This window comes from Falsirhodobacter sp. alg1, assembly GCF_000739715.2.
In the GTDB taxonomy this organism is placed as follows: domain Bacteria; phylum Pseudomonadota; class Alphaproteobacteria; order Rhodobacterales; family Rhodobacteraceae; genus Falsirhodobacter.
In genome coordinates, this window is the sequence record NZ_BBJC02000005.1 from 240,102 (window position 1) to 259,678 (window position 19,577).

Consider the following 19,577-nt stretch of genomic DNA (forward strand, 5'->3'; position numbering starts at 1 on the left):
TGCCCTCTTCACTGATAGGCTGTCAGGCGGGCCTCGGCCAACCGCGCCAATTGGGACGCAGTAACCAGAAGCAGCAGATACATGAGCGCAAGAACCGTATAGACTTCCAGCGGGCGGAAGGTTTCCGAATTGATCTGCATCGCCTGATACAACAAATCCGCATAGGCCAGGGTAGAGGCGAGTGTTGTCGTCTTCAGAAGTTCGAACGAACGCTCCACGAACGGCGGCACCATGCGCGACATGGCCTGGGGCAGGATGACGCGACGCATCACGTCGGAATGCTTCATGCCGATCGCCCGCGCTCCTTCCCACTGCCCCCGCTCAATGGAAATGATGCCCCCGCGGAACACCTCGGCATAAAAGGCCCCGGATTGCGTCGAAAGCGCCAGAACCGCCGCGGTATAGGGATCCAGATTGACGGCCATCAACACCGGCAAGGCATAGAAGAACCAGAAGAAATGAACGATCGGTGGCGTGTTGCGATAAAATTCGATGAAGATCAGCGCCGGGCCGCGCAAAATCCGTTTGGGCGATAGACGCATCATGCACAGGAGCAGCCCCACGATCACGCCAAGGCAGATCGAGACAGCCGCGATCTTGACCGTATTTAACAGGCCAAGCAGCAACATGTCGGCCCGTGCAAAGACGGGGCCGAAATCCCAGACATAGGTCATGAATTCAACTTTCGTTCGAAGGTCGGAGCCTCGGTCGGACGGCCTGACGGATAATCGTCAGGCCGGATCGACCCGCCTTACCAGTCTTCTTTCATCAGGCCGGGGATACCATCAGGGCTGATGTTTTTGGTTCCCAGGTAATTGGTGAAGATTTCGCGCGGCACACCGTCGGCATAGAGCGACAGGAACGTCGTGTTCAGCCAATCCTTGAACTCGGTATCGTCCTCCTTGCGGATGCCTGCGGACGTGGCCACAGCCGTGACGGGCGTCGGCAGCAGGACCTTGCCCATTTTCAAGCGCGCGTATTGCACCACAAGAGCGGGGTGGAACTGCACCACCGCATCCACGCGTCCGGCAGCAAACGCGGCCACCGCCTCGTCATTCGTCGAGAAACGGCTGATGGATGCCGATTTCATCATCGCCGTCATGTTCTTATCCAGCGAGGTGCCCAACGTCACGCCGATGCGCATATCGGGCGTATCCAGATCCTCCCATGTAGCGGCGGTTACATCCGGACCGACCAAGGCACCCATCGCGTAATAGAACAGGGGCGCGTCAGGAAAATCGATTGCCCGTTTCCGCTCTTCCGTCGGGTCCAGAACGAACATGATATCGATCTGGTTTGCCTGCAGGGCCGCGATCGCGTTCTGCCATGTCGTCTCAACAAGAACCAGCTCAACCCCCAGATCAGCCGCCAGCCGCTCACCCATGGAAATGCCGACGCCGGTCCATTTTTCGCTGATCGGATCCTTGAAGAACCAGGGCTCTGCCCCCGCAACGCCGATACGCAGCTTTCCGCTTTCCCTGATCTGCGCCATGGAACCGCTTCCTTGGGCGAAGGCTACGTTCAAACTGGAAACACCCAATGCGGTAATGACGGTGGAGGCGATGAAGGCTCTTCTTTTCATGTGATATCCTGTTGGGAAAATTATGAGGGGATCAGACGCGGGTGGATAGTTCGCCCTGTACCTGGGCCTTTGTAATCTCTAGCCCGCGCTGCATGTGGCTTTCGATTTCGGCTCGCATCAGATCCAGATCGTTCCCGATGGCGAGAGAAACATAGTCGTCATGCCCGGTCCGCTGCGGCCCTTGCATATGGTGCGCACGGTGGTGGGCCGCCCAATATAGCTGCAGCCGGCCACGTATGCCGTTCCACGTTTTCATAAGAATGGCATTCTGCGCCATTTCATAAGCAAGACCGTGCAGGTTCAACTCGGCCTCGATGCTTGCCACATCGTCATTTGCATCAATGGCGGCCAACAAGGCCGCGTGACGCTGAAGAATTTGCTCCCGGAATGCATCATCCCTGCGATCCCAGATTTGCTCGAACGCAAACTTCTCAAGGCAGATGCGCATCGAATAGATGTCATTTATATCGGCAGGTGACAGCTCCAGCACCTTGGTTCCGGTATAGGGGACCGTGATCAGAAGGCCCTCGTCGATCAATTCGCGCATCGCCTCGCGCAGCGGCCCACGACTGACACCAAAGCGCAGGGCAAGGGATGTTTCCACTACGGCAGAACCCGGTGCCAGTTCCCCACCCAAAATGGCGGCGCGGAGCATTGCCGCAATCTGCGCACCCATCGTTATTTTCTTGAGCTGTGGATAGGTCATGGCATTCCTCGGAAGATATGCTGACGCTAGATATCGTCATAATCGATTGTCAACAATGTTTGGGGGATGAACGCCATATCGTAAATCTGCGTCGGATTATGCCCGCTTATTAGCCGCACTTGAGCGAAAAGCAGGCATTTTTTGCGGGAAATGGCTACATCAAGGTCTTATGAATGCAGCGCATCCTACGATGATCCGGATACTCTGACGAAAATGCGTGTTGCCGTTATCAACCTGGCTGCGGTAGTTACAGGTATGTTCCTGCGCACCCTTATCCTATGCCTTGTTGCTGCCGGCCCCGTGACTGCCCACCCCCACGTTTTTGTGGATGAAAGCGTGGGCTTTGATGTGCAAAACGGATCGCTCGTTTCTCTTCGGATCGTCTGGCTCTATGATGCGTTCACAACCTTGGTGATGTACGATCAACTTGGACTGGACGAAAACGGCGACGGCATTCTTGATGCATCGGACATGGAAAAAATCGTCATCGGTGAGACGGATTGGGAGCCGGGGTACGAGGGCGATACCTATCTTTTCGCGGGTTCCCGCAAGGTTGAACTGGGACGCCCCCGGAATGCAGCGGCACAGGTCGTTGACGGTCGCGCCGAGGTAACGTTCGATCTTCCCTTAGCAAAGCCCCTTCCCATGGCGGGCGAAACGGCAACATTGAAAGCCTATGCTCCCGATTACTATTATGCCTACACGGTGCAAGAGGTACTGCAGGCAGGTGAAAACTGCACAGCGGAAATCCAGCATTTCGAAGTGGGTGCCCTGAGCCAGAAACTCCAAGACGAACTTGCGCTTCTGGGAACCGACGAAATGCCGGACGATCCGGATATTGGCGCGAACTTTGCCGAACAGGTTCATTTGCGATGCCAGTGATCCTGGCACTACTGGCAGGGGCCGCGCTGATCATGCTGGGGGATCATTACGGCATGATTTCCATGGCGTGGGCGCAGGATATCCAGCAGCTTGTGCAGGTCCGCATGGCAGAAGTCATCCATGCCGTAAGAAGCCGGGAGCCATGGGCCCTGATGACCCTGTGCGGACTGTGTGCAGGATACGGTTTTGTCCATGCTCTTGGGCCGGGTCATGGCAAAGTGCTGCTGAGCGGGGCGGCATTGGGCACGAATGTTCGTCCCGCCCGTATATTCGCGATCGGATTTGCGGCCAGTCTGGCGCAAGCCATTGCAGCCATACTTCTGGTGTTTGTGGTGGTTGGCGGATTGCGTCTGACATCGGCCGAGGCATCAGCGATGGCAGAAGGCGGAATGGCCCTTGCCAGCGGCCTTGCCATCGGCGCCATTGGTGCGCTTCTCGTCTGGCGCGGAATCCGCGCGATGTATCCGCGCCACCATCATCACCACCATGCAGAATGCGGATGCGGACATTCCCACGGCCCTTCCGTAGCCGAAGTTGCCGCGTTGACTTCCTGGCGTGAAACCGCAGCGTTGATCTTGTCGGTGGCGGCGCGCCCGTGCAGCGGGGCAATATTTCTGCTGGTCATCACCTGGCGGTTCCAGATCCTCGGGTCCGGGATATTGGGCGTTCTCGCCATGGGTGCCGGGACTGCGGCGTTGAATGCATTGGCGATTGGCGGCGGGCTTGCCGGGCGGCGGTTGGCGTTTCTGGGGGCACGCTCCATAAAGACCCTGCCTGCCATGCAGATCGCGGCAGGCGCAGCGATCATGGGGCTATCCCTGCTGGCTGTATTCTGAAGCGCCGGGCAGGTTGATGATTGACGGCCCTGCCCTTTTGCATACTTTTGTCGCATTATTTCCGAAAGGTATGCGATGCGCGGCTTGTTGACGCTTCTATCCTCCATGTTTTTGGGTACGACACCCCGTGACAAGACATGGCCGCATGAGGATGATATCCGTTCCTTTCATACGATGGTTTCCTTGGGGGATGTAAAGGCGGTGCAAAAGGCGCTTGATGCCAATCCCGCACTTGCAACCAGCACGGACCAGTTCCTGTTCCAACCCATCCATCTGGTATGCGATGTGGATCATTACCCGCTCATTCCGCTGTTGCTGAGGTATGGGGCCGATATCAATGCCGTCAATGAAGACGGGCACAGCCTGCTCCATATAACGAACGACCCGGACCTTGTGCCCCTGATCGTCGCGGCGGGGGCCGATCTGGAGTTGCGCGATCTGCAAGGCAGAACTCCGCTTCTGGTCGCCCTGACCGAGCCGGACATTTACGATGTGGTTGACGCGCTGCTGGAGAGTGGTTCGGACCCGAACGCGCGAGATCGCAGGGGCCGCTCCGTCTTGGACTATGCCCATGCGGATGGCACCGATGAGGATCTGCTCGACCTGCTTATGGATGCGGGCGCCGAATAATCAGCACCCGTATCCCCTTGGCTGTTCCGAATATGTGGCCCGAACCCGCTTGGTAAAGAACCGGGCGATCATGCCGATGGCCTGATGCCCGGTGCCACGGCGGCCTGCCGCAATAAGGATGCGGCGACGGTCCTACTCCTTATCGGGTACGGCCTTTGCCCCACATGTCAATATCACTGCCGAGGGCCGATTTCAGCGGATCGGATGCTTCGGTCAGAGCTTGGAGAACTGCCGGCTCGGCCTTTGCCTCCAGAAGCTTTTTCAAACCACGGCTCTGCTCTCCGTTTCGGGTACCGACGATCACACCCCCAACGGCGGGCCGGGATTTGAGCCATGCCACTGCCAGCTCTTCCATCGACATCCCTGTCTCATCAACCAATTTCCACAAGGCATCCAGAAGATGCTGGCCTGCTTCTTCGGCCCCTTCCTCCTTGTGGACCGCCTGCTCCCATTTGCGGTGATCAAACATGCGCGTCCGGGCACGATCCACCGGAAAATCCTGCAGCGATTTGTATTTTCCGGCCAGCAAACCCTGCATCAATGAAGAATAGCACATGATCGGTACGCCGGCCGCTTCACACTTCGGCTGGACTTCAAACTCGATCGCCCGGAAGAACAAATGGTATGGAACCTGATTTACGGAAATTTCGCCAAGTGACAGCGCATCATCCATATCCTTGCTGCCGAAGTTCGAGACGCCATACCAGCGGATCTTTCCCTCCTCCTTCAGCTTTTTCAGAGCGCCAATACTGTCTTCCAACGGAACGTTCCGGTTCGGCCAGTGCAGCATGTAAAGGTCGATATAATCCGTGCCCAGATTTTTCAGGCTGCGATCACAAGCTGCCAGAATATCATCAGGGGCGAGGTTCGGTGTCGCCACCTTTGACGAAATCACCAGGTCCTGACGTTTGTTTCCCAACGCCTTCTCCAGAAGCTGCTCCGAATATCCCGCGCCATAGGCTTCGGCCGTATCGAAAAAATTGATACCCGCGTTATGCGCTTCCCGCAGCGCATCAATAGAGTCGCTTTCCTCTTGCGCGCCGAATGCACCTGCGCCGCCCATGCAGCCATAGACGATAGGGCTGGTCACCAGATCCGTATTACCGAATTTCGTGTTCATTACTGGTCTCCTGAATAGAATGTCATCAAGATCGAGCCGGCTTTCACCAGCTCCATAGTGTTCCGTCCTCAAGCCGGCTGACCGGCAGATAGGAGCGTTTGTAGGGATAGCGCGCAGCTGCCTCCTCGTCGAAGTCCACACCCAAACCGGCGCTTTCTCCAACGTGGATCATCCCGTTTTCGATCCGCAAATCGTGACGGAAGACTTCTGCCGATTGCGCGGAGCCAAAGCCGACAAATTCCTGAATGCCGAAATTGGGGGCCCAAAGCCCGATATGGGATTGTGCGGCATAGCAGATGGGCGACAGATCGGGTGCCCCGTGCGGGGCGATGCGCACATGATATATGGCCGCGAAATCCGCAATACGGCGCAATCCGGTAATACCCCCGGCATGCGTGGCGGCTGTGCGGATATAATCGATCCATTGGTTCTGGATCAGATCCTTGCAATCCCAGATGGTATTATAAACCTCACCGATCGCCAGCGGGGTCGTCGTATGATCGCGCACGATGCGGTAGCTTTCCTGGTTTTCCGCAGCAACCGCATCCTCCAGAAATAGAAGATCATAGGGCTCCAGCATCTTCCCCAGCCGCGCCGCCTCGATGGGCGTCAGCCGGCTGTGGACATCGTGCAGCAACTGGACATCAGGGCCGAAGCGCGCGCGGGCCTGCCGGAAAAGATCCTCGACGGAATTCATGTATTTGCGGGTGGACCAAGGCTGCTCCGGTGGCAGAGGGCGGCTGCTCTGCATTTCGAAATAGTCTTTCTTGTCGCCCATCACGCCATAGCTGCCCTCCATTCCCGGAACGGCAGATTGCAGGCGGATCGTCTGGAAGCCCTCACTTATCAGACGCGCGGCCTGATCCAGTGTTTCGGTTACGTCGTTTCCGGTGGCATGGGCATAAGTAGTGACAGCACGGCGGCTTTTCCCGCCCAGCAATTCATAGACAGGCAGATCGGCCGCCTTACCCTTGATATCCCATAATGCCATATCCACCGCGCCGACGCAGGCCATGTTTATGGGCCCCCTGCGCCAATAGACACCCTTGTACAGATACTGCCAGATATCCTCGATATCATGGGCGTTCCGTCCGATCAGGCAGGGGGCGACATGTTCCTGAAGATAGGTTGCAACCGCCATCTCCCTGCCATTGACCGTGGCATCCCCCACACCGTAAATACCGCTCTCCGTTACAATTTTTACTGTTACGAAATTTCGGCCCGGACTGCTGACGATAACCCTGACATCCGTTATCGCAAGATTTCTACCCGTTTTCATACATCCGGCCTCTGGCTACATGTTCGATCATTTCGCTCAATGGTGCGGGGGCTGGCCCCGCCCCCGGCAATTTCAATTTTGCGTCTTGGTCAGGCATAAATTTCATCCACCAGCATACAAAGATGGGCGATATCCTTTGCCAGATACGGCAGCACGTCATCCCCCATCCGCTGGCCGTGCTCTCCGGCCTGCCGGTTGTATTCTGCAGGCATACAGAACGTGCCGGTGAAACCGGATTTGTGCAACTCCTGCACCAGTTCGCGCCAGCTGTAGCCACCATGATCATGAGTGGTCCAGTGAATGGTATATTCTGCCTCCTGCTCCGGCCCGTTCCGACGGAAGTGGCAGGCATTCTTGAAATTCACCAATCCATTCAGATGCGGGCGTGCAATATCGACAGCCATTCGCACCGGCTCTCCATCGACGGCGCAATGACCCATGTCCAGAACTGCACAGACCTGTTTGGGGTCATATCCCGCCAGCAGATGTGCAAGGCCTACCGCACTCGCGATATGCACACCGGAATGGTTCTGCACACCGATCGCGACACCGTTACGCTCCAGCGCAGGAAGGACCGCATCGAAACTGCGGCGATAACGATCCACCGACTGCATATAGCCGATGCCCATATCTACGGGTGCGCATATCCGGATGATGCCGACGCCGGCTTCACCGCAGGCATCAATGGTGGCCTCGTCGATATCGCCGGCGATGCTGGGCGTTTTCAAACCATGACTAGCCAGCAGTTCCACCGCTTCCGGAAGATCCTTTGTCACATTCTGCGGTTCCACCTGATAGCCGGGCCGAACGGCGAGTTCGACCCCGTCAAAACCCAGTCCTTTCAGCTTCTGTGCCAGTTCCAGCAGCGGCTCGGTCCACGGTTTGGTGAACGCGGTGATCAATGGCTTATCCATCAGATCAGGCCCCCTTTCATGATATGTATGTGCGATATGGACATGATCACCCCTTCAGGCCAGTGGTGGCGATTCCATCGATCAGCTTGCGTTGGAAGATGAAGAACACAATGAACATCGGCCCCAGTGACAACAAGGACATCGCAAGCATCGGCCCCCAGGAACTGGAACCCCGTGCGGCCTGCAGCAACCGCAGCCCTTGTGGCACGACGTAATTTTCAATGGAGGTCAGGTAGATCAACGGCGTCAGGAAATCCTCATAGGTCCAAAGGAACGAGAAGACGGCTGTCGTAACCAAGGCTGGTGTCATCAACGGCAGGATGATCGAGAAAAAGATGCGGATCGGACCTGCCCCGTCGATCGCGGCGGCCTCGTCAAGCTCGCGCGGGATACCGCGGATGAACTGGATCATGAGGAAGATGAAGAATGCCTCGACCGCGAGGAACTTCGGCGTCACGATGGGCAGGATAGTGTTGATCCAGCCGAATGCGTTGAACAGGATATATTGCGGGATCAGCGACGCATGAACCGGCAGCATGATCGTCATCAGCATCAGGGCGAACAACGGCTTCTTGAAGCTGAAATTCAAACGCGCGAAGGCATAGGCGACAAAGGAACATGACATCACATTGCCGATGACGGCCAGGATCGAGATGACGAAGCTGTTCCAGAAGAACGTTTTGAACGGTGCTGCCACCCCTTCCCAACCGCGGGCATAGTTTTCCCATTCGAAATGGCGCGGGATGATGCTGGTATCGGAAAAGATGATGCTGGACGGCTTCAGCGAACTGACTGCAAGCCAGACCAGCGGATAAAGCATGATGATCCCGAACACGATCAGGAATGCATGCATGAACAGGCGTGAGCGGGTCTTCTTCCGCGCTGCCTGCTGATTGATGTCAGCCGCATCTGTGCTCATTTGTGCTTCTCCTTGTGCCATCAATCCTCATCCCCGTAATGGACCCAGTATTTTGCGGTCAGAAATGAAATGGAGGTGGCGATGGCGATAATCCCGACCAGAACCCATGCGATGGCCGACGCATACCCCATCCGAAAGTCCGTAAAGGCCTGCTCGTACAGATACAGCGTGTAGAATAACGTGGAATCCGCGGGGCCGCCCGTACCGTCCGAGATGATGTATGACGGTGTGAACGCCTGGAACGCGCCGATCGTCTGCATCACAAAATTGAAGAAAATGATCGGCGTCAGCAGTGGTATCGTAACGTAGAAGAATTGCTGGACCGGGCGCGCGCCGTCGATCGCAGCGGCGTCATACATATCCTGCGGGATCTGCTTCAGCCCGGCAAGGAAGATGACCATGGGCGCCCCGAATTGCCATACGGCAAGCAAAACCAGGGTTCCCAACGCATAATCGGGGTTGGTGATCCAGCTTGGCGCATCATAGCCGAGGTAATTCCAGAGGAAGTGGTTGATGATGCCGTCATAGGAAAAGATCTGCCGCCACATCAAGGCAACAGCCACACTACCCCCCAGAAGCGAAGGAAGGTAGAAGACCGACCGGTAAAAGCCCAATCCCTTCAGACCCCGGTTGAGGATCAGCGCCACAAAAAGCGCAAAGGCAAGCTTCAGTGGCACCGAGAAAATCACGTAGGTAAACGTCACTTTCAATGATTGAAGATAGCGCGGATCGCCCCCCAGCAACCGGGCATAATTGTCCAGCCCGGTCCACTCCGGTGCGTTGAAAAGGTCATAATTGGTAAACGACAGGTACATCGAACCTAGGATCGGCCCGAGGGTTAACAGGACAAATCCGACAATCCACGGTGACAGAAACAGGAATGCCACGCCGTTCTGCTTTTTCGACAGGTTTTTTGTCTGGCGCATAAGGCCGCTCCATCTTTTGCATTACGCGAAGGTGTTCCGGACCGCCTTGGCCCGGAACGTCCGAAAAGAGAGCCTCAGTTGTTGAGCGCCGCGAGCTTTTCGTTGATTTCGCGAACAACGGTTTCGGACACCTCCAGCGGGGTGGCATCACCGAAGGCCACGGCCTCATTCGCGCGCTTGAACATCCCGCTAAGCCCCCCGACACCGGGACGACGCGACGGCGCAGGCTCTTCCCGCAGCATCCGCAGGTAGCCTACCAGCTTTTTTTCCGCATCCGTGCCGCTGGTCCCGAACTTCTCCAGCCCTGCGGTCGAAGCGGGGATCATACCGCTGCCGGTATAATACATCTCCACCCCTTCAGGATCGAAATGCATGAAGTTGATGATGTCGACACACAGATCCTTATCGGTGGCACGAGACCAGATACCCGTGGAATTCCCCGCATAATCGTAATGATGCTGCTTCATCTCGCCGCCCTCAAATCCGTTGGGCATCATCATCAGGTCTAGCGGATCCTCCATCAACGAACCAATACCGACGAAGCTGTCTGTGGTTTGCAGCAACATTGCCGCCCGGCCGCGCACGATACCAAGCGTGGCCGAGTTATCGCCGGCCTGCGCCTGTACATCCGCCGGTGGGGCGCCCCCGTCCTGGCGCATATCCTCCCAGAACTGGAACCACTCCGCCAGATCTGCGGCCTCGAACCCGATGGAATGTTCGGGGGTAAACAGGGATTTTCCCTTAGCGCGAAGATAGATGTCACATGGCAGGTTGTTCCCGCCACCATCCTCAATGCCCCAGAATCCGCGGCCGTGCTCTTTTCCAAGGGCTACAGCGGTTTCGTGCAGTTTTTCCCATGTGTAAAACTTGTCCGGCACGGCGACACCGACATCCTCGAACTTTTTGGGATTGTAGAAAATGGCGGTTGCGATGGCATCGTTCGGCATCGCGTATATTTCGTCCTTATAAGTGCAGGAAAAGATACTGCCCGCCTGATAACCGGAAACATCCAGCGGATTCGGAATCCAATCCGTCAACGGGGCCAGCACCCCCCGCGCCGCGTATTCCGCCAGAAGATCAACGTTCACGCTGAACATATCCGGGGCATTTCCACCGGCAGCCTCGGTTGCAAGCTTGTCTGTAAACGAGCGGAAGCTGGAGAATTCGGGGATGATCTGCACCCCGGGGTTCTTGGCCTCATACGCCTTCAGCGTCTTGAGCGTTGTTGCCAGTTGTTCTTCGGATTCAACGAAGCCGCTGAAACGGACCCGCTTGGTGGCTTGTGCAGATGCACCTCTGGACATGACCGTCAGCGCAAATCCTCCGAACGCTGCCCCACCATGTACCAGAAATTTTCTGCGTGTTTGCGAAATAGTCACTTCGTCCCCTCCCGTGGCTGTGACCGGAACAGGGCGCCGCTGACAAATCCCTTTCATAAACCTGCGCCCATGGAATCAGACGTTAGTCAAACGTTACACATCGATCAAGAAAATATATGTATGATGATCGGCGAATCTGGAATGATAAGCTGGAAGCCGCCACAGGTCAGATTCAAGGATGGCCCCAAGAATATTACATATACATAGCTACAATAGCTACTTAGCGCAGAAAAACAGATATATCGCTGTCACATCATTTTCTGGCTGGAAATATGAATCCATTCCTGAATACTATGTGTAACGTATTACCAGTTCACAGATCTGACTGGTACGCAGGGCTTCGGGCAGGATTGGCCCTACGCTTTCCGAAAGAGAAGGTACATATGGCCGGTATCAAGGATGTGGCGAAAATGGCCGGTGTTTCGGTCAGCACGGTTTCCAATGTCATAAACGGCCGCCATGGCAAGATGGGGCATGACACGCTGTGCCGCGTGCAGGACGCGATATCGACCCTGAAATACGTCCCGAACGCCGTGGCGCGGCAATTGCAGTCAGGGCAGATCAGGACATTGGGGCTTATCGTTCCTTCCGTGGCGAACCCGTTTTGGGGCAACGCATCGCAGGTGATCGAGAAAGAGGCCAAAGCCCATGGCTACCAGGTATTGATCTGCAACGCCGAACGCGATCCGGATACCGAGGCGGCTTATCTGGAATCCCTCTACAGTTCCGGCATCCGAGGGGTAATTCTGGGGTCATCCCCCGTGTCGCTGGACCATCTGCAGAAGCAGGCGGAAAAAGGTATGCGGATTGCCGCCTTTGATCGAAATACCCAAGGTATCCAGCAGTTGCTGTCCTGCTCGATCAGCATCGACCAGATCTCGGGGGCCCGCATGGCGGCACGGCATCTGGTCGGGCTGGGTCATAAGCGGATCGGCTTCATTTCCGGCCCGATCGGCACGTCCAGCCGGATCGCACGGCTGGATGGTCTGCGGGCAGAGCTGGCAAAGGTCGGGGTGGAACTGGATGACGAATTGCTGTGGCTCGGCCGGAATGCCTCCGGCTTTGGCGACAGCCAGGCAGCAGAGCTGGGCCGGTCCGCAATCCGCGAACTGATGACATTGAACAACCCGCCCACCGCCGTGTTCTGCATCAATGACATGTATGCCATTGGCGCGCTGTCCGGCGCCCGTGAACTGGGTTACCGCGTTCCCGAAGATCTGTCGGTGATCGGATTTGACGATATCTACCTGGCAAAGGTCATGTCGCCGCCGCTGACAACCATCCAGCAGCCGCTGGAACAGATGTCCAAACTGGTGGTCGCCAAGTTGATCGAGGCGTTGAGAACCGATGGTGCAATCGATGATCCATACATCGAAATGCGCCCGGAGCTGATCGTCCGGTCCTCTACCGCCGCCCCGAACCCAAGGAAAGCTTGATCGATATGAGCATGGCAAAACAACTCTCGGGTCGTCATATCCTGATTGCAGGCGCGACCAGCGGCATGGGCCGCGCGACGGCCCGTGCCGCAGCAAATGCAGGGGCCGCAATGATGCTGATCGGCCGCGATCCGGATCGTTTGGAAGAAATCCGGCGCGAGGTGCAGGATCTGGGTGCGGCCGACATCCTATGCATTCAGGCAGATGCAAGCGATAGAGCCGCCCTGTCTGCCGCATTGTCAAAGCATGAGGCCGCCTTGGCGACAGTAGATACGCTGGTCAATTCCATCGGTGTCAATCTGGTTCAACGCGCATTCATGGAGCTGACAGACAGTTCCTGGACCTCGATGATCGACACGAACCTGAACGCGGCCTTCAATCTGGCGCAGGTAATGGTGCCTGTGTTCCGCAAACGCGGTGGCGGGCTTCTGGTGAACATTTCCTCTACCGCAGCAAAAAAGCCGGACCCCTCGGGGGCAGCCTATCAGGCAACAAAGGCCGCCGTGATGGCAATGACCCATGCGATCATGGAAGAGGAATGGCAGAACGGCATCCGCGCCACGGCCATTCTGCCCGGTATGACGGATACGCCGCTGCTGGAAAAACGCCCCACCCCGCCCACGGATAAAATGCGCGCCCGCGCCTTGCAGCCTGAGGATATCGCCGAGGCCTGCATGTTTGTCATCACACTGCCCGAACGGGCGCATGTATCGGAACTGGTCATACAGCCCGCAAAACGATGACCCAGCGGCAGAAGGGGGAGATAATGAAAGATACCATACAACCCAAAGTTGCCGTGCTGATCCCGGAGGAGATGCGTGGGCGGATCATGCCCGTACCTGCGATGAACGCCCTTTCGGCTTTTGCAACGCCCGTGCTGCTGCCGGACGACGTGCTGGCGGGCGGCAATCTGGCAAATCACCTGACCGATGTACCGGCCGTGATTACCGGCTGGAAAAGCCCGATCATTCCCAAGGATGCGCTTGCACCGCGGGGCAGCATTGCCTTCGTTTCCCACGCTGCCGGATCCGTCAAACCGCTTGGCGTCCAGGATGCCTTGATGGCCGGTGACATTCGCGTCAGTCATGCCGCCCCCGTCATTGCCCATGCCGTGGCCGAATTTACCATAACGCAGATCCTCGCACATCTGCGACGCCACCGCGCAATGGATGCAGGCTTTCGTACCGGACTGACATGGACGGAAATGCGTGAGCGGAATCTCGGCCAGATGCTGTCAGCGCAGAATGTCGGCATTGTGGGGCTGGGATACGTCGGGCGGCTGGTCGTCAATCTTCTGCGCCCATTCGGATGCAGGATATCGGTGTTCGATCCGTTCGTCAGTGCGGAACAGGCGGCGCAGCTGGATGTGACGCTGCTGTCGCTTGATGATCTGTTCACGCACTGTTCGGTAATCAGCCTGCATGCGGCCAACCTGCCCGAAACTTCGGGCATGATAACTCGGCGCCATCTGGGTTTGCTGGGCCGCGGCGGCCTGCTGGTCAACACGGCACGTGCAGGATTGCTGGAACCGGGCGCATTGCTGGAGGCGCTACAGGAAGGGAAAATCTACGCGGCACTGGATACATTCGACCAAGAACCCTTGGCCGAGGGAGACGCGTTGCGGCGGTTGCCCAACGTTTATCTGTCCCCGCACTGCGCGGGCCACACCAGTGATACCTATACCATGCAGGGACTGTCAGCGGTGGAGGAGGTTCGCCTCTTTTTCAACGGGCTGCCCCTGCGGCAAGAAATTCCATGCGAAAAGGCGGCAGTCCTCGCCTGAGGAGGGGCGGATTGCGCAGTCAGAGCATATGCAACAGAGAAGGGGAGGAACATGGCGACAGTAGAGATATCGGGGCTGAAAAAGGCCTTTGGTGCCGTCGAGGTTATTCGCAGCGTTAATCTCAAGATAGAAGACGGCGAATTCGTGGCACTGGTCGGCCCGTCGGGCTGTGGCAAATCCACATTGCTCCGCATCATTTCAGGGCTGGAGCCGGCGACGGACGGTGAAATCCTGATCGACGGCAGGATCGTGAACAGCCTGACACCGCGCGAGCGTAATATCGCGATGGTCTTTCAGAACTACGCCCTCTATCCGCATATGTCCGTGGCTCAGAACATGGGCTTCAACCTTAAACTTTCCGGGTTGAAGCGGTCCGAGATCGACACCAAGGTGAAGGAAGTGGCGAAGCTTCTGGAGCTGGACGCTCTGCTGGACCGAAAGCCCGGGCAGCTTTCGGGGGGGCAACGCCAACGGGTTGCGATGGGCCGGGCCATCGTACGTGACCCCGCCGCGTTCCTGTTCGATGAGCCTCTGTCCAATCTGGATGCAAAACTGCGTGTTCAGATGCGATCCGAGATCAAAACCCTGCACCAACGGGTCAAGACTACCTCGATCTATGTGACCCATGACCAGATCGAGGCTATGACACTTGCGGACCGGGTCGTCATCCTGAGCGGCGGAAACATCGAGCAGGTCGGCAGCCCGATCGAACTGTACAACGAACCGGACAATCTGTTCGTTGCCAGCTTTATCGGCACCCCTTCAATGAACCTGATCGATGCGACGGCAGTCAGCACCGATATGGGGATGGCGGCACAACTGCCCTGCGGCCAATTGGTCCGCCTGCATCGCACCCAGCACGTGCAGGAGGGGCAGAAGGTCGTCGTCGGGATCCGCCCCGAACATTTTGTCCTGCATACTGGCGAAACCGCGCTTGCAGGGACGATCACCCTGGTGGAACCTACCGGCGCACAGACCCACGTCACTTTCAAGGTGGGTGAAGTGCCGGTGATGGCCGTGCTGGAGGGCGGTCTTTTGCTGAAAGCCGGCGAACAGATCGCGGCCTCGGTCGATCCAGAGAAAGTCTATGTTTTTGACAAACAGACGGGCCGACGGGTTTGACCGCGGCCTCGAAGGAGGAAAAATGAAAGTATTGATTTCCGGAACCGGTTTTGCCGGACAAGGTCACGCCGAAGCCTTTCGCGCAGCAGGGGCGGATATCGTCGGTATCGTTGGCCGGACGCCGCATGTCGTTGCCGAGGTCGCCGAAAGCTTGGGCATTTCCTATGCCGGAACGGATTGGGCCGAGGCACTGGAAACCTGCCGGCCGGACATCGTTTCCATCGCAACCCCCGGGGGCGCGCATTATGCGCCCATCAAACAGGCGATCGAATTCGGCTGCCATGTGTTCTGCGACAAGCCGATGACCGAAAGCGCGCAGACCGCGATTGAACTGTATGAACTTGCCCGGCAGAAGAATGTCAAAACAGCCTATGCCGCCAGCTTCCGCTATGCCCCCAGCGTCCAGCATGCCAAAAAGCTTGTAGCCGAGGGCTCGATTGGAGAGCCCACCGAAGTTGAATGCATGTCGCATTTCAACCTCGAGCGGGGAATTCCCTTCGGATGGTCACACCGTGCCGAAGAAGGTGGCGGGCGTCTGAACAATAATTTCACACACACCCTGTCCATCGTAACCGATGTGGTCGGAGATCGCCTGTTGTCGATCATGGGCGATGTGCGGGATGATATGGAGCGGGCGCCGATCGTCAAAGGTGTCCATAATTTTGCGACGCGGCGGGATTTCATGCCTGACAATCTGGATGACCCGTCCCTTGAATGGGGCGAAAGCAACGTCGAATGGTCCTATACCGTTCTTGCAAAAATCCAGAGCGAGCTTGCCCGCAAGCCGGTTTCGGTTCTGTTCAAGCATGGCGGTCTCGTTCCCCGCTTCCACGAGGATCATATCGTCTTTTACGGAACAAAGGGCGCAATCTACATCAAGGGGCATTACGGCAGCGGTCAACTTTCGATTGCCGGGCCGGATGGGAAATGGAAGGAGCTCCCCCTGCCTCAGGAGATCATTTCCAACATGCCTGATGTGAAAGGTGAAACCGAACAGTGCTGGCACTTCCTTGCACGGGAGTTCGTCAAAGATATCCGCGGCGAAACCGTGCAGCCCTATCCGACCTTCAAGGAAGGCAGCCAATATCAGCGGCTGATCGAGATCATCCGCAAATCGGAAAACTGGACAGACGTTTCCGCATTGGCCTGACCGGCGGCATCACCTGCCCCGACAAAGGGGCAGGTGCTATGCAAAAGCGTGCGACATCCATGGATGATCCGGTCCCGGCTCACCCGCCGCATCTAGCCTTCACAGCTAGGGGTGGCCTGACATAAGACCCGTGCCACGCAAATCCTGCTGCTGCCATCAGACATAGGACCACATGCAGAAGACCGTGAACCATCATCCGCCATGATCCTCTTCATCGGTCTGATCGAAGGAGACAGTGTCGAACTCTACGGCGCAGAGCGTCGCACCATTCTGGATGGCATAGCAGGCGGGCTCAGACGTAGTATCATCAATGCCTTGATTACTGCCAAACATCGAAGCGACGGGGTTGGGCGTATGGGCAACACCACAATGCCTGCTTGCGGATGCAGGCAGCCATAATCCGGCCATGATCAGAACAATAGCCGATGCGATCAGATGCTTCATAGCGCTCTCCTTAACGTGTCTTGACACCACCATAGCCCGGGAATCTTGCGCCTAGCTTACAAAGCACGCAGGCAACAAAATTAAATCCGGCATCTCAATATCAGACTTGGCGCGGAGGAAAGACCGTCTTAACTGTTTATGCACAATGCAAATCTGCATTGGCAAACAGGGGCATCAGGCATGACGTTGGATACCCATATCGAAAAGCACCTCGTTCATCGCATCGGCTGGTTGCGGGCTGCCGTGATGGGGGCAAATGACGGACTCCTTTCCACCTCCAGTCTTGTAGTGGGGGTTGCAGCCGCGGGGTCGAGCCAGTCCCAGGTCGTTGTTGCCGCATTGGCAGGTTTGGTTGCCGGCGCAATGTCCATGGCCGCTGGCGAATATGTTTCCGTCAGTTCGCAGGCCGATGCGGAGAAGGCAGACCTTGAACGGGAAGCCGCAGAACTGCGTGATACCCCTGATGAAGAACTGGATGAGCTGACGCAGATCTATCTGGATCGCGGCCTGGATCTCTTGCTTGCCCGGCAGGTCGCCGTGCAGCTGACAGCGCACGATGCGTTGGCCGCGCACGCCAGGGATGAACTGGGCATCTCAACCACCGTGACGGCACAGCCCGTCCAGGCGGCCGTGGTTTCTGCACTGACCTTTGCCGGGGGGGCCGTGGTCCCGCTGATCGTGGCCGTGGCAACGCCTGTATCGCATGTCGTGCTGACCGTGTCGTTGGTAACCTTGGCCGGATTGGGGACGTTGGGCGCATTGGGTGCCGTCGCTGGTGGTGCCGGAATCTTCAGGGCTGCGAAGCGTGTCACGCTTTGGGGCGCTTTGGCCATGGCCGCTACTGCGGGTGTGGGCCGGATATTCGGAATTGCAATGTAGCCGCAGGGCATCGCCCTCTGGACTTACGCAAGGTCACAGCCAAAACAGCGGCTGAACCGAGGTGCGGCACCCCCTAAGGTATGGCGCGCAAAACGCGGTTCGATTATGCAAACCCTCGCGGGCAAACAGAGGGAATGCCACATGACAACATCCAACGATCATGATGGCGTCCTGTCGCGCCATCTGATGCTGGTGACAGGAACAGCCGCACTCGGCGGATTTCTGTTCGGTTACGACAGTTCCATAATCAACGGTACCGTGGACGCCGTCCGCGCCCAATTCGGCCTTTCGGCGGCAGGGATCGGCTTTACGGTATCCTGCGCGCTGCTGGGTGCGATGCTGGGCGCGTGGTATGCAGGCGTCTGTTCGGAACGGATCGGCCGGGTACGCACGATGGTCATCGCAGCCGTCCTGCTGGGGGTCAGTGCAATCGGCTCCGGCATGGCATTCGGGGCCTATGACCTGATTATCTGGCGGGCCATCGGGGGCATCGGTATCGGCTTTGCATCCGTCATCGCACCGGCCTACATCGCCGAGGTTTCGCCATCGGGCAATCGTGGTCGGCTTGGTTCCCTGCAGCAGATGGCTATTGTAACGGGCATCTTCCTGTCACTGCTGGTCAGTGCGCTGCTGGCGCGCTTTGCAGGCGGCGCGGCAGGTATGCTGGGCGGCTATGCGGCATGGCGCTGGATGTTCCTGTCGGAACTGGTTCCGGCAATTGCCTATGGCGTTCTGGCGCTGCGTCTGCCTGAATCACCGCGCTTTCTGGTGGAAAAGAACCGCGAGCCGGAAGCCTCTGCCGTATTGCGCGATGTAGTCGGCGTACCTGCGGCGCAGGTCGCCGCCAAAATCACCACCATCCGGGAAACGGTCAACGCCGAGGAACGCAAGTCCTTCAAGGATCTGCTGGGCGGAAGCTTCTATTTCCTGCCGATCGTCTGGATCGGGATCATCCTTTCCGTCTTTCAGCAGTTCGTCGGCATCAACGTCATTTTCTATTATTCGACGACGCTTTGGCAATCGGTCGGGTTCCAGGAATCCGACAGCTTCATGATCTCGGTCTTCATGTCGATTGTTAATATTGCCGCAACCTTCATCGCGATTGCACTGATCGACAGCATGGGCCGGCGCAAGTTGTTGCTGGGCGGTTCCGCCCTGATGGCGATTGCACTGGCTGTCATGGCACTTGCCTTCAGCTATTCGGTCACGATCGATGGCGCCGTCAGCCTGCCAAGCCCGTGGGGTGTTGTAGCGCTGATTGCAGCAAACGTCTTTATTCTCGGCTTTGCCGCAAGCTGGGGGCCCGCCGTATGGGTCCTGCTGGGAGAGATTTTTCCGAACCGCATCCGCGGTATGGCTCTGGGTCTGGCCGGAGCCGCACAATGGCTGGCCAACTTTGTCGTCAGTACGACTTTCCCTATTCTCGCAGGGATCGGTCTGGACTTTGCCTATAGCCTCTACGCTTTGTTCGCATTCCTATCGCTTGTTTTTGTATGGCGCGGATTGAAAGAGACCAAGGGGATGACATTGGAGGACATGGGGAAACGCTGATCCCCATGCACCACCGGCGCGCCCGCCCAAAGGGCGCGC

Annotated in this window: 20 protein-coding genes; 10 read left to right on the top strand and 10 right to left on the bottom strand. The window is 57.3% G+C overall.

Annotated features, from left to right (window positions below; all coding sequences use genetic code 11):
• Positions 1-8: 8 nt before the first annotated feature.
• The 3 genes from TR36_RS11335 to TR36_RS11345 form a co-directional block, all read right to left on the bottom strand.
• Positions 9-674 (bottom strand): amino acid ABC transporter permease, encoded by a 666-nt coding sequence (locus TR36_RS11335; RefSeq protein ID WP_045392432.1) that lies wholly within the window; start codon positions 672-674, stop codon positions 9-11.
• Positions 675-751: 77 nt separating this feature from the next.
• On the bottom strand, positions 752-1,582 hold the full coding sequence (locus TR36_RS11340) for a transporter substrate-binding domain-containing protein (protein WP_052362642.1): 831 nt from the start codon (positions 1,580-1,582) through the stop codon (positions 752-754).
• Positions 1,583-1,613: 31 nt separating this feature from the next.
• Complete coding sequence (locus TR36_RS11345) at positions 1,614-2,288, bottom strand: GntR family transcriptional regulator (protein ID WP_045392430.1); 675 nt, start codon at positions 2,286-2,288, stop codon at positions 1,614-1,616.
• 213 nt (positions 2,289-2,501) lie between these two features.
• On the opposite strand from TR36_RS11345, the gene TR36_RS11350 reads away from it, so the two are divergent.
• The 3 genes from TR36_RS11350 (at position 2,502) to TR36_RS11360 (ending at position 4,636) form a co-directional block, all read left to right on the top strand.
• Positions 2,502-3,170: a DUF1007 family protein gene (locus TR36_RS11350; RefSeq protein WP_192841346.1), complete on the top strand. Its 669-nt coding sequence runs from the start codon at positions 2,502-2,504 to the stop codon at positions 3,168-3,170.
• On the top strand, positions 3,161-4,006 hold the full coding sequence (locus tag TR36_RS11355) for a nickel/cobalt transporter (RefSeq protein WP_045392426.1): 846 nt from the start codon (positions 3,161-3,163) through the stop codon (positions 4,004-4,006). Before TR36_RS11350 ends, TR36_RS11355 begins: the two co-directional genes overlap by 10 nt.
• Positions 4,007-4,081: 75 nt before the next feature.
• Positions 4,082-4,636 carry an ankyrin repeat domain-containing protein gene (locus TR36_RS11360; RefSeq protein ID WP_052362641.1) on the top strand — a complete coding sequence of 185 codons (555 nt, stop codon included), beginning with the start codon at positions 4,082-4,084 and terminating at the stop codon, positions 4,634-4,636.
• Positions 4,637-4,775: 139 nt separating this feature from the next.
• Here the strand turns inward: TR36_RS11360 and TR36_RS11365 are convergent, their stop codons facing one another.
• The 6 genes from TR36_RS11365 to TR36_RS11390 all read right to left on the bottom strand — a co-directional run bounded on the left by TR36_RS11365 (position 4,776) and on the right by TR36_RS11390 (position 11,173).
• A complete protein-coding gene (locus TR36_RS11365; protein WP_062763258.1) occupies positions 4,776-5,756 on the bottom strand; it encodes an aldo/keto reductase in 981 nt (326 codons plus the stop codon).
• Between the two features lie 43 nt (positions 5,757-5,799).
• Positions 5,800-7,035 carry a D-mannonate dehydratase ManD gene (gene manD, locus TR36_RS11370; RefSeq protein ID WP_045392422.1) on the bottom strand — a complete coding sequence of 412 codons (1,236 nt, stop codon included), beginning with the start codon at positions 7,033-7,035 and terminating at the stop codon, positions 5,800-5,802.
• Between the two features lie 89 nt (positions 7,036-7,124).
• On the bottom strand, positions 7,125-7,949 hold the full coding sequence (locus TR36_RS11375; protein ID WP_052362640.1) for a sugar phosphate isomerase/epimerase: 825 nt from the start codon (positions 7,947-7,949) through the stop codon (positions 7,125-7,127).
• A 46-nt stretch (positions 7,950-7,995) separates the two neighbouring features.
• The gene (locus TR36_RS11380) at positions 7,996-8,868 is read right to left on the bottom strand and encodes a carbohydrate ABC transporter permease (RefSeq protein WP_062763260.1); all 873 of its coding nucleotides are present in this window, start codon (positions 8,866-8,868) and stop codon (positions 7,996-7,998) included.
• 20 nt (positions 8,869-8,888) lie between these two features.
• Positions 8,889-9,794 carry a carbohydrate ABC transporter permease gene (locus tag TR36_RS11385; RefSeq protein ID WP_045392418.1) on the bottom strand — a complete coding sequence of 302 codons (906 nt, stop codon included), beginning with the start codon at positions 9,792-9,794 and terminating at the stop codon, positions 8,889-8,891.
• 74 nt (positions 9,795-9,868) lie between these two features.
• Positions 9,869-11,173, bottom strand: a complete 1,305-nt coding sequence (locus tag TR36_RS11390; protein ID WP_192841347.1) for an ABC transporter substrate-binding protein — start codon at positions 11,171-11,173, stop codon at positions 9,869-9,871.
• A gap of 383 nt (positions 11,174-11,556) precedes the next feature.
• Between TR36_RS11390 and TR36_RS11395 the strand changes: the two genes are divergently transcribed.
• The 5 genes from TR36_RS11395 to TR36_RS11415 are packed head-to-tail and all read left to right on the top strand — an operon-like array spanning position 11,557 to position 16,664.
• Positions 11,557-12,609 carry a LacI family DNA-binding transcriptional regulator gene (locus TR36_RS11395; RefSeq protein WP_045392412.1) on the top strand — a complete coding sequence of 351 codons (1,053 nt, stop codon included), beginning with the start codon at positions 11,557-11,559 and terminating at the stop codon, positions 12,607-12,609.
• 11 nt (positions 12,610-12,620) lie between these two features.
• The gene (locus TR36_RS11400; RefSeq protein ID WP_045392765.1) at positions 12,621-13,352 is read left to right on the top strand and encodes an SDR family oxidoreductase; all 732 of its coding nucleotides are present in this window, start codon (positions 12,621-12,623) and stop codon (positions 13,350-13,352) included.
• 23 nt (positions 13,353-13,375) lie between these two features.
• Positions 13,376-14,392, top strand: a complete 1,017-nt coding sequence (locus TR36_RS11405; protein ID WP_052362639.1) for a hydroxyacid dehydrogenase — start codon at positions 13,376-13,378, stop codon at positions 14,390-14,392.
• A 51-nt stretch (positions 14,393-14,443) separates the two neighbouring features.
• Positions 14,444-15,514: an ABC transporter ATP-binding protein gene (locus TR36_RS11410; RefSeq protein ID WP_045392409.1), complete on the top strand. Its 1,071-nt coding sequence runs from the start codon at positions 14,444-14,446 to the stop codon at positions 15,512-15,514.
• A gap of 22 nt (positions 15,515-15,536) precedes the next feature.
• Positions 15,537-16,664: a Gfo/Idh/MocA family protein gene (locus TR36_RS11415; protein WP_045392406.1), complete on the top strand. Its 1,128-nt coding sequence runs from the start codon at positions 15,537-15,539 to the stop codon at positions 16,662-16,664.
• A gap of 192 nt (positions 16,665-16,856) precedes the next feature.
• Here TR36_RS11415 and TR36_RS11420 read toward each other — a convergent pair whose 3' ends face one another.
• The gene (locus TR36_RS11420; protein WP_045392403.1) at positions 16,857-17,108 is read right to left on the bottom strand and encodes a hypothetical protein; all 252 of its coding nucleotides are present in this window, start codon (positions 17,106-17,108) and stop codon (positions 16,857-16,859) included.
• Between the two features lie 180 nt (positions 17,109-17,288).
• Between TR36_RS11420 and TR36_RS11425 the strand changes: the two genes are divergently transcribed.
• Both TR36_RS11425 and TR36_RS11430 read left to right on the top strand, forming a co-directional pair.
• Positions 17,289-17,987: a VIT family protein gene (locus TR36_RS11425; protein WP_062763316.1), complete on the top strand. Its 699-nt coding sequence runs from the start codon at positions 17,289-17,291 to the stop codon at positions 17,985-17,987.
• Between the two features lie 141 nt (positions 17,988-18,128).
• Positions 18,129-19,538, top strand: coding sequence for a sugar porter family MFS transporter (locus TR36_RS11430; protein ID WP_045392400.1), 1,410 nt, complete (start codon positions 18,129-18,131; stop codon positions 19,536-19,538).
• Positions 19,539-19,577 lie beyond the last annotated feature (39 nt).

Bases quoted from the DNA above. Each gene is read 5' to 3' on its own strand.
- TR36_RS11335 (WP_045392432.1), bottom strand. From the start codon at position 674: ATGACCTATGTCTGGGATTTCGGCCCCGTCTTTGCACGGGCCGACATG.
- TR36_RS11340 (WP_052362642.1), bottom strand. From the start codon at position 1,582: ATGAAAAGAAGAGCCTTCATCGCCTCCACCGTCATTACCGCATTGGGT.
- TR36_RS11345 (WP_045392430.1), bottom strand. From the start codon at position 2,288: ATGACCTATCCACAGCTCAAGAAAATAACGATGGGTGCGCAGATTGCG.
- TR36_RS11350 (WP_192841346.1), top strand. From the start codon at position 2,502: ATGCGTGTTGCCGTTATCAACCTGGCTGCGGTAGTTACAGGTATGTTC.
- TR36_RS11355 (WP_045392426.1), top strand. From the start codon at position 3,161: ATGCCAGTGATCCTGGCACTACTGGCAGGGGCCGCGCTGATCATGCTG.
- TR36_RS11360 (WP_052362641.1), top strand. From the start codon at position 4,082: ATGCGCGGCTTGTTGACGCTTCTATCCTCCATGTTTTTGGGTACGACA.
- TR36_RS11365 (WP_062763258.1), bottom strand. From the start codon at position 5,756: ATGAACACGAAATTCGGTAATACGGATCTGGTGACCAGCCCTATCGTC.
- manD (WP_045392422.1), bottom strand. From the start codon at position 7,035: ATGAAAACGGGTAGAAATCTTGCGATAACGGATGTCAGGGTTATCGTC.
- TR36_RS11375 (WP_052362640.1), bottom strand. From the start codon at position 7,949: ATGGATAAGCCATTGATCACCGCGTTCACCAAACCGTGGACCGAGCCG.
- TR36_RS11380 (WP_062763260.1), bottom strand. From the start codon at position 8,868: ATGAGCACAGATGCGGCTGACATCAATCAGCAGGCAGCGCGGAAGAAG.
- TR36_RS11385 (WP_045392418.1), bottom strand. From the start codon at position 9,794: ATGCGCCAGACAAAAAACCTGTCGAAAAAGCAGAACGGCGTGGCATTC.
- TR36_RS11395 (WP_045392412.1), top strand. From the start codon at position 11,557: ATGGCCGGTATCAAGGATGTGGCGAAAATGGCCGGTGTTTCGGTCAGC.
- TR36_RS11400 (WP_045392765.1), top strand. From the start codon at position 12,621: ATGGCAAAACAACTCTCGGGTCGTCATATCCTGATTGCAGGCGCGACC.
- TR36_RS11405 (WP_052362639.1), top strand. From the start codon at position 13,376: ATGAAAGATACCATACAACCCAAAGTTGCCGTGCTGATCCCGGAGGAG.
- TR36_RS11410 (WP_045392409.1), top strand. From the start codon at position 14,444: ATGGCGACAGTAGAGATATCGGGGCTGAAAAAGGCCTTTGGTGCCGTC.
- TR36_RS11415 (WP_045392406.1), top strand. From the start codon at position 15,537: ATGAAAGTATTGATTTCCGGAACCGGTTTTGCCGGACAAGGTCACGCC.
- TR36_RS11420 (WP_045392403.1), bottom strand. From the start codon at position 17,108: ATGAAGCATCTGATCGCATCGGCTATTGTTCTGATCATGGCCGGATTA.
- TR36_RS11425 (WP_062763316.1), top strand. From the start codon at position 17,289: ATGACGTTGGATACCCATATCGAAAAGCACCTCGTTCATCGCATCGGC.
- TR36_RS11430 (WP_045392400.1), top strand. From the start codon at position 18,129: ATGACAACATCCAACGATCATGATGGCGTCCTGTCGCGCCATCTGATG.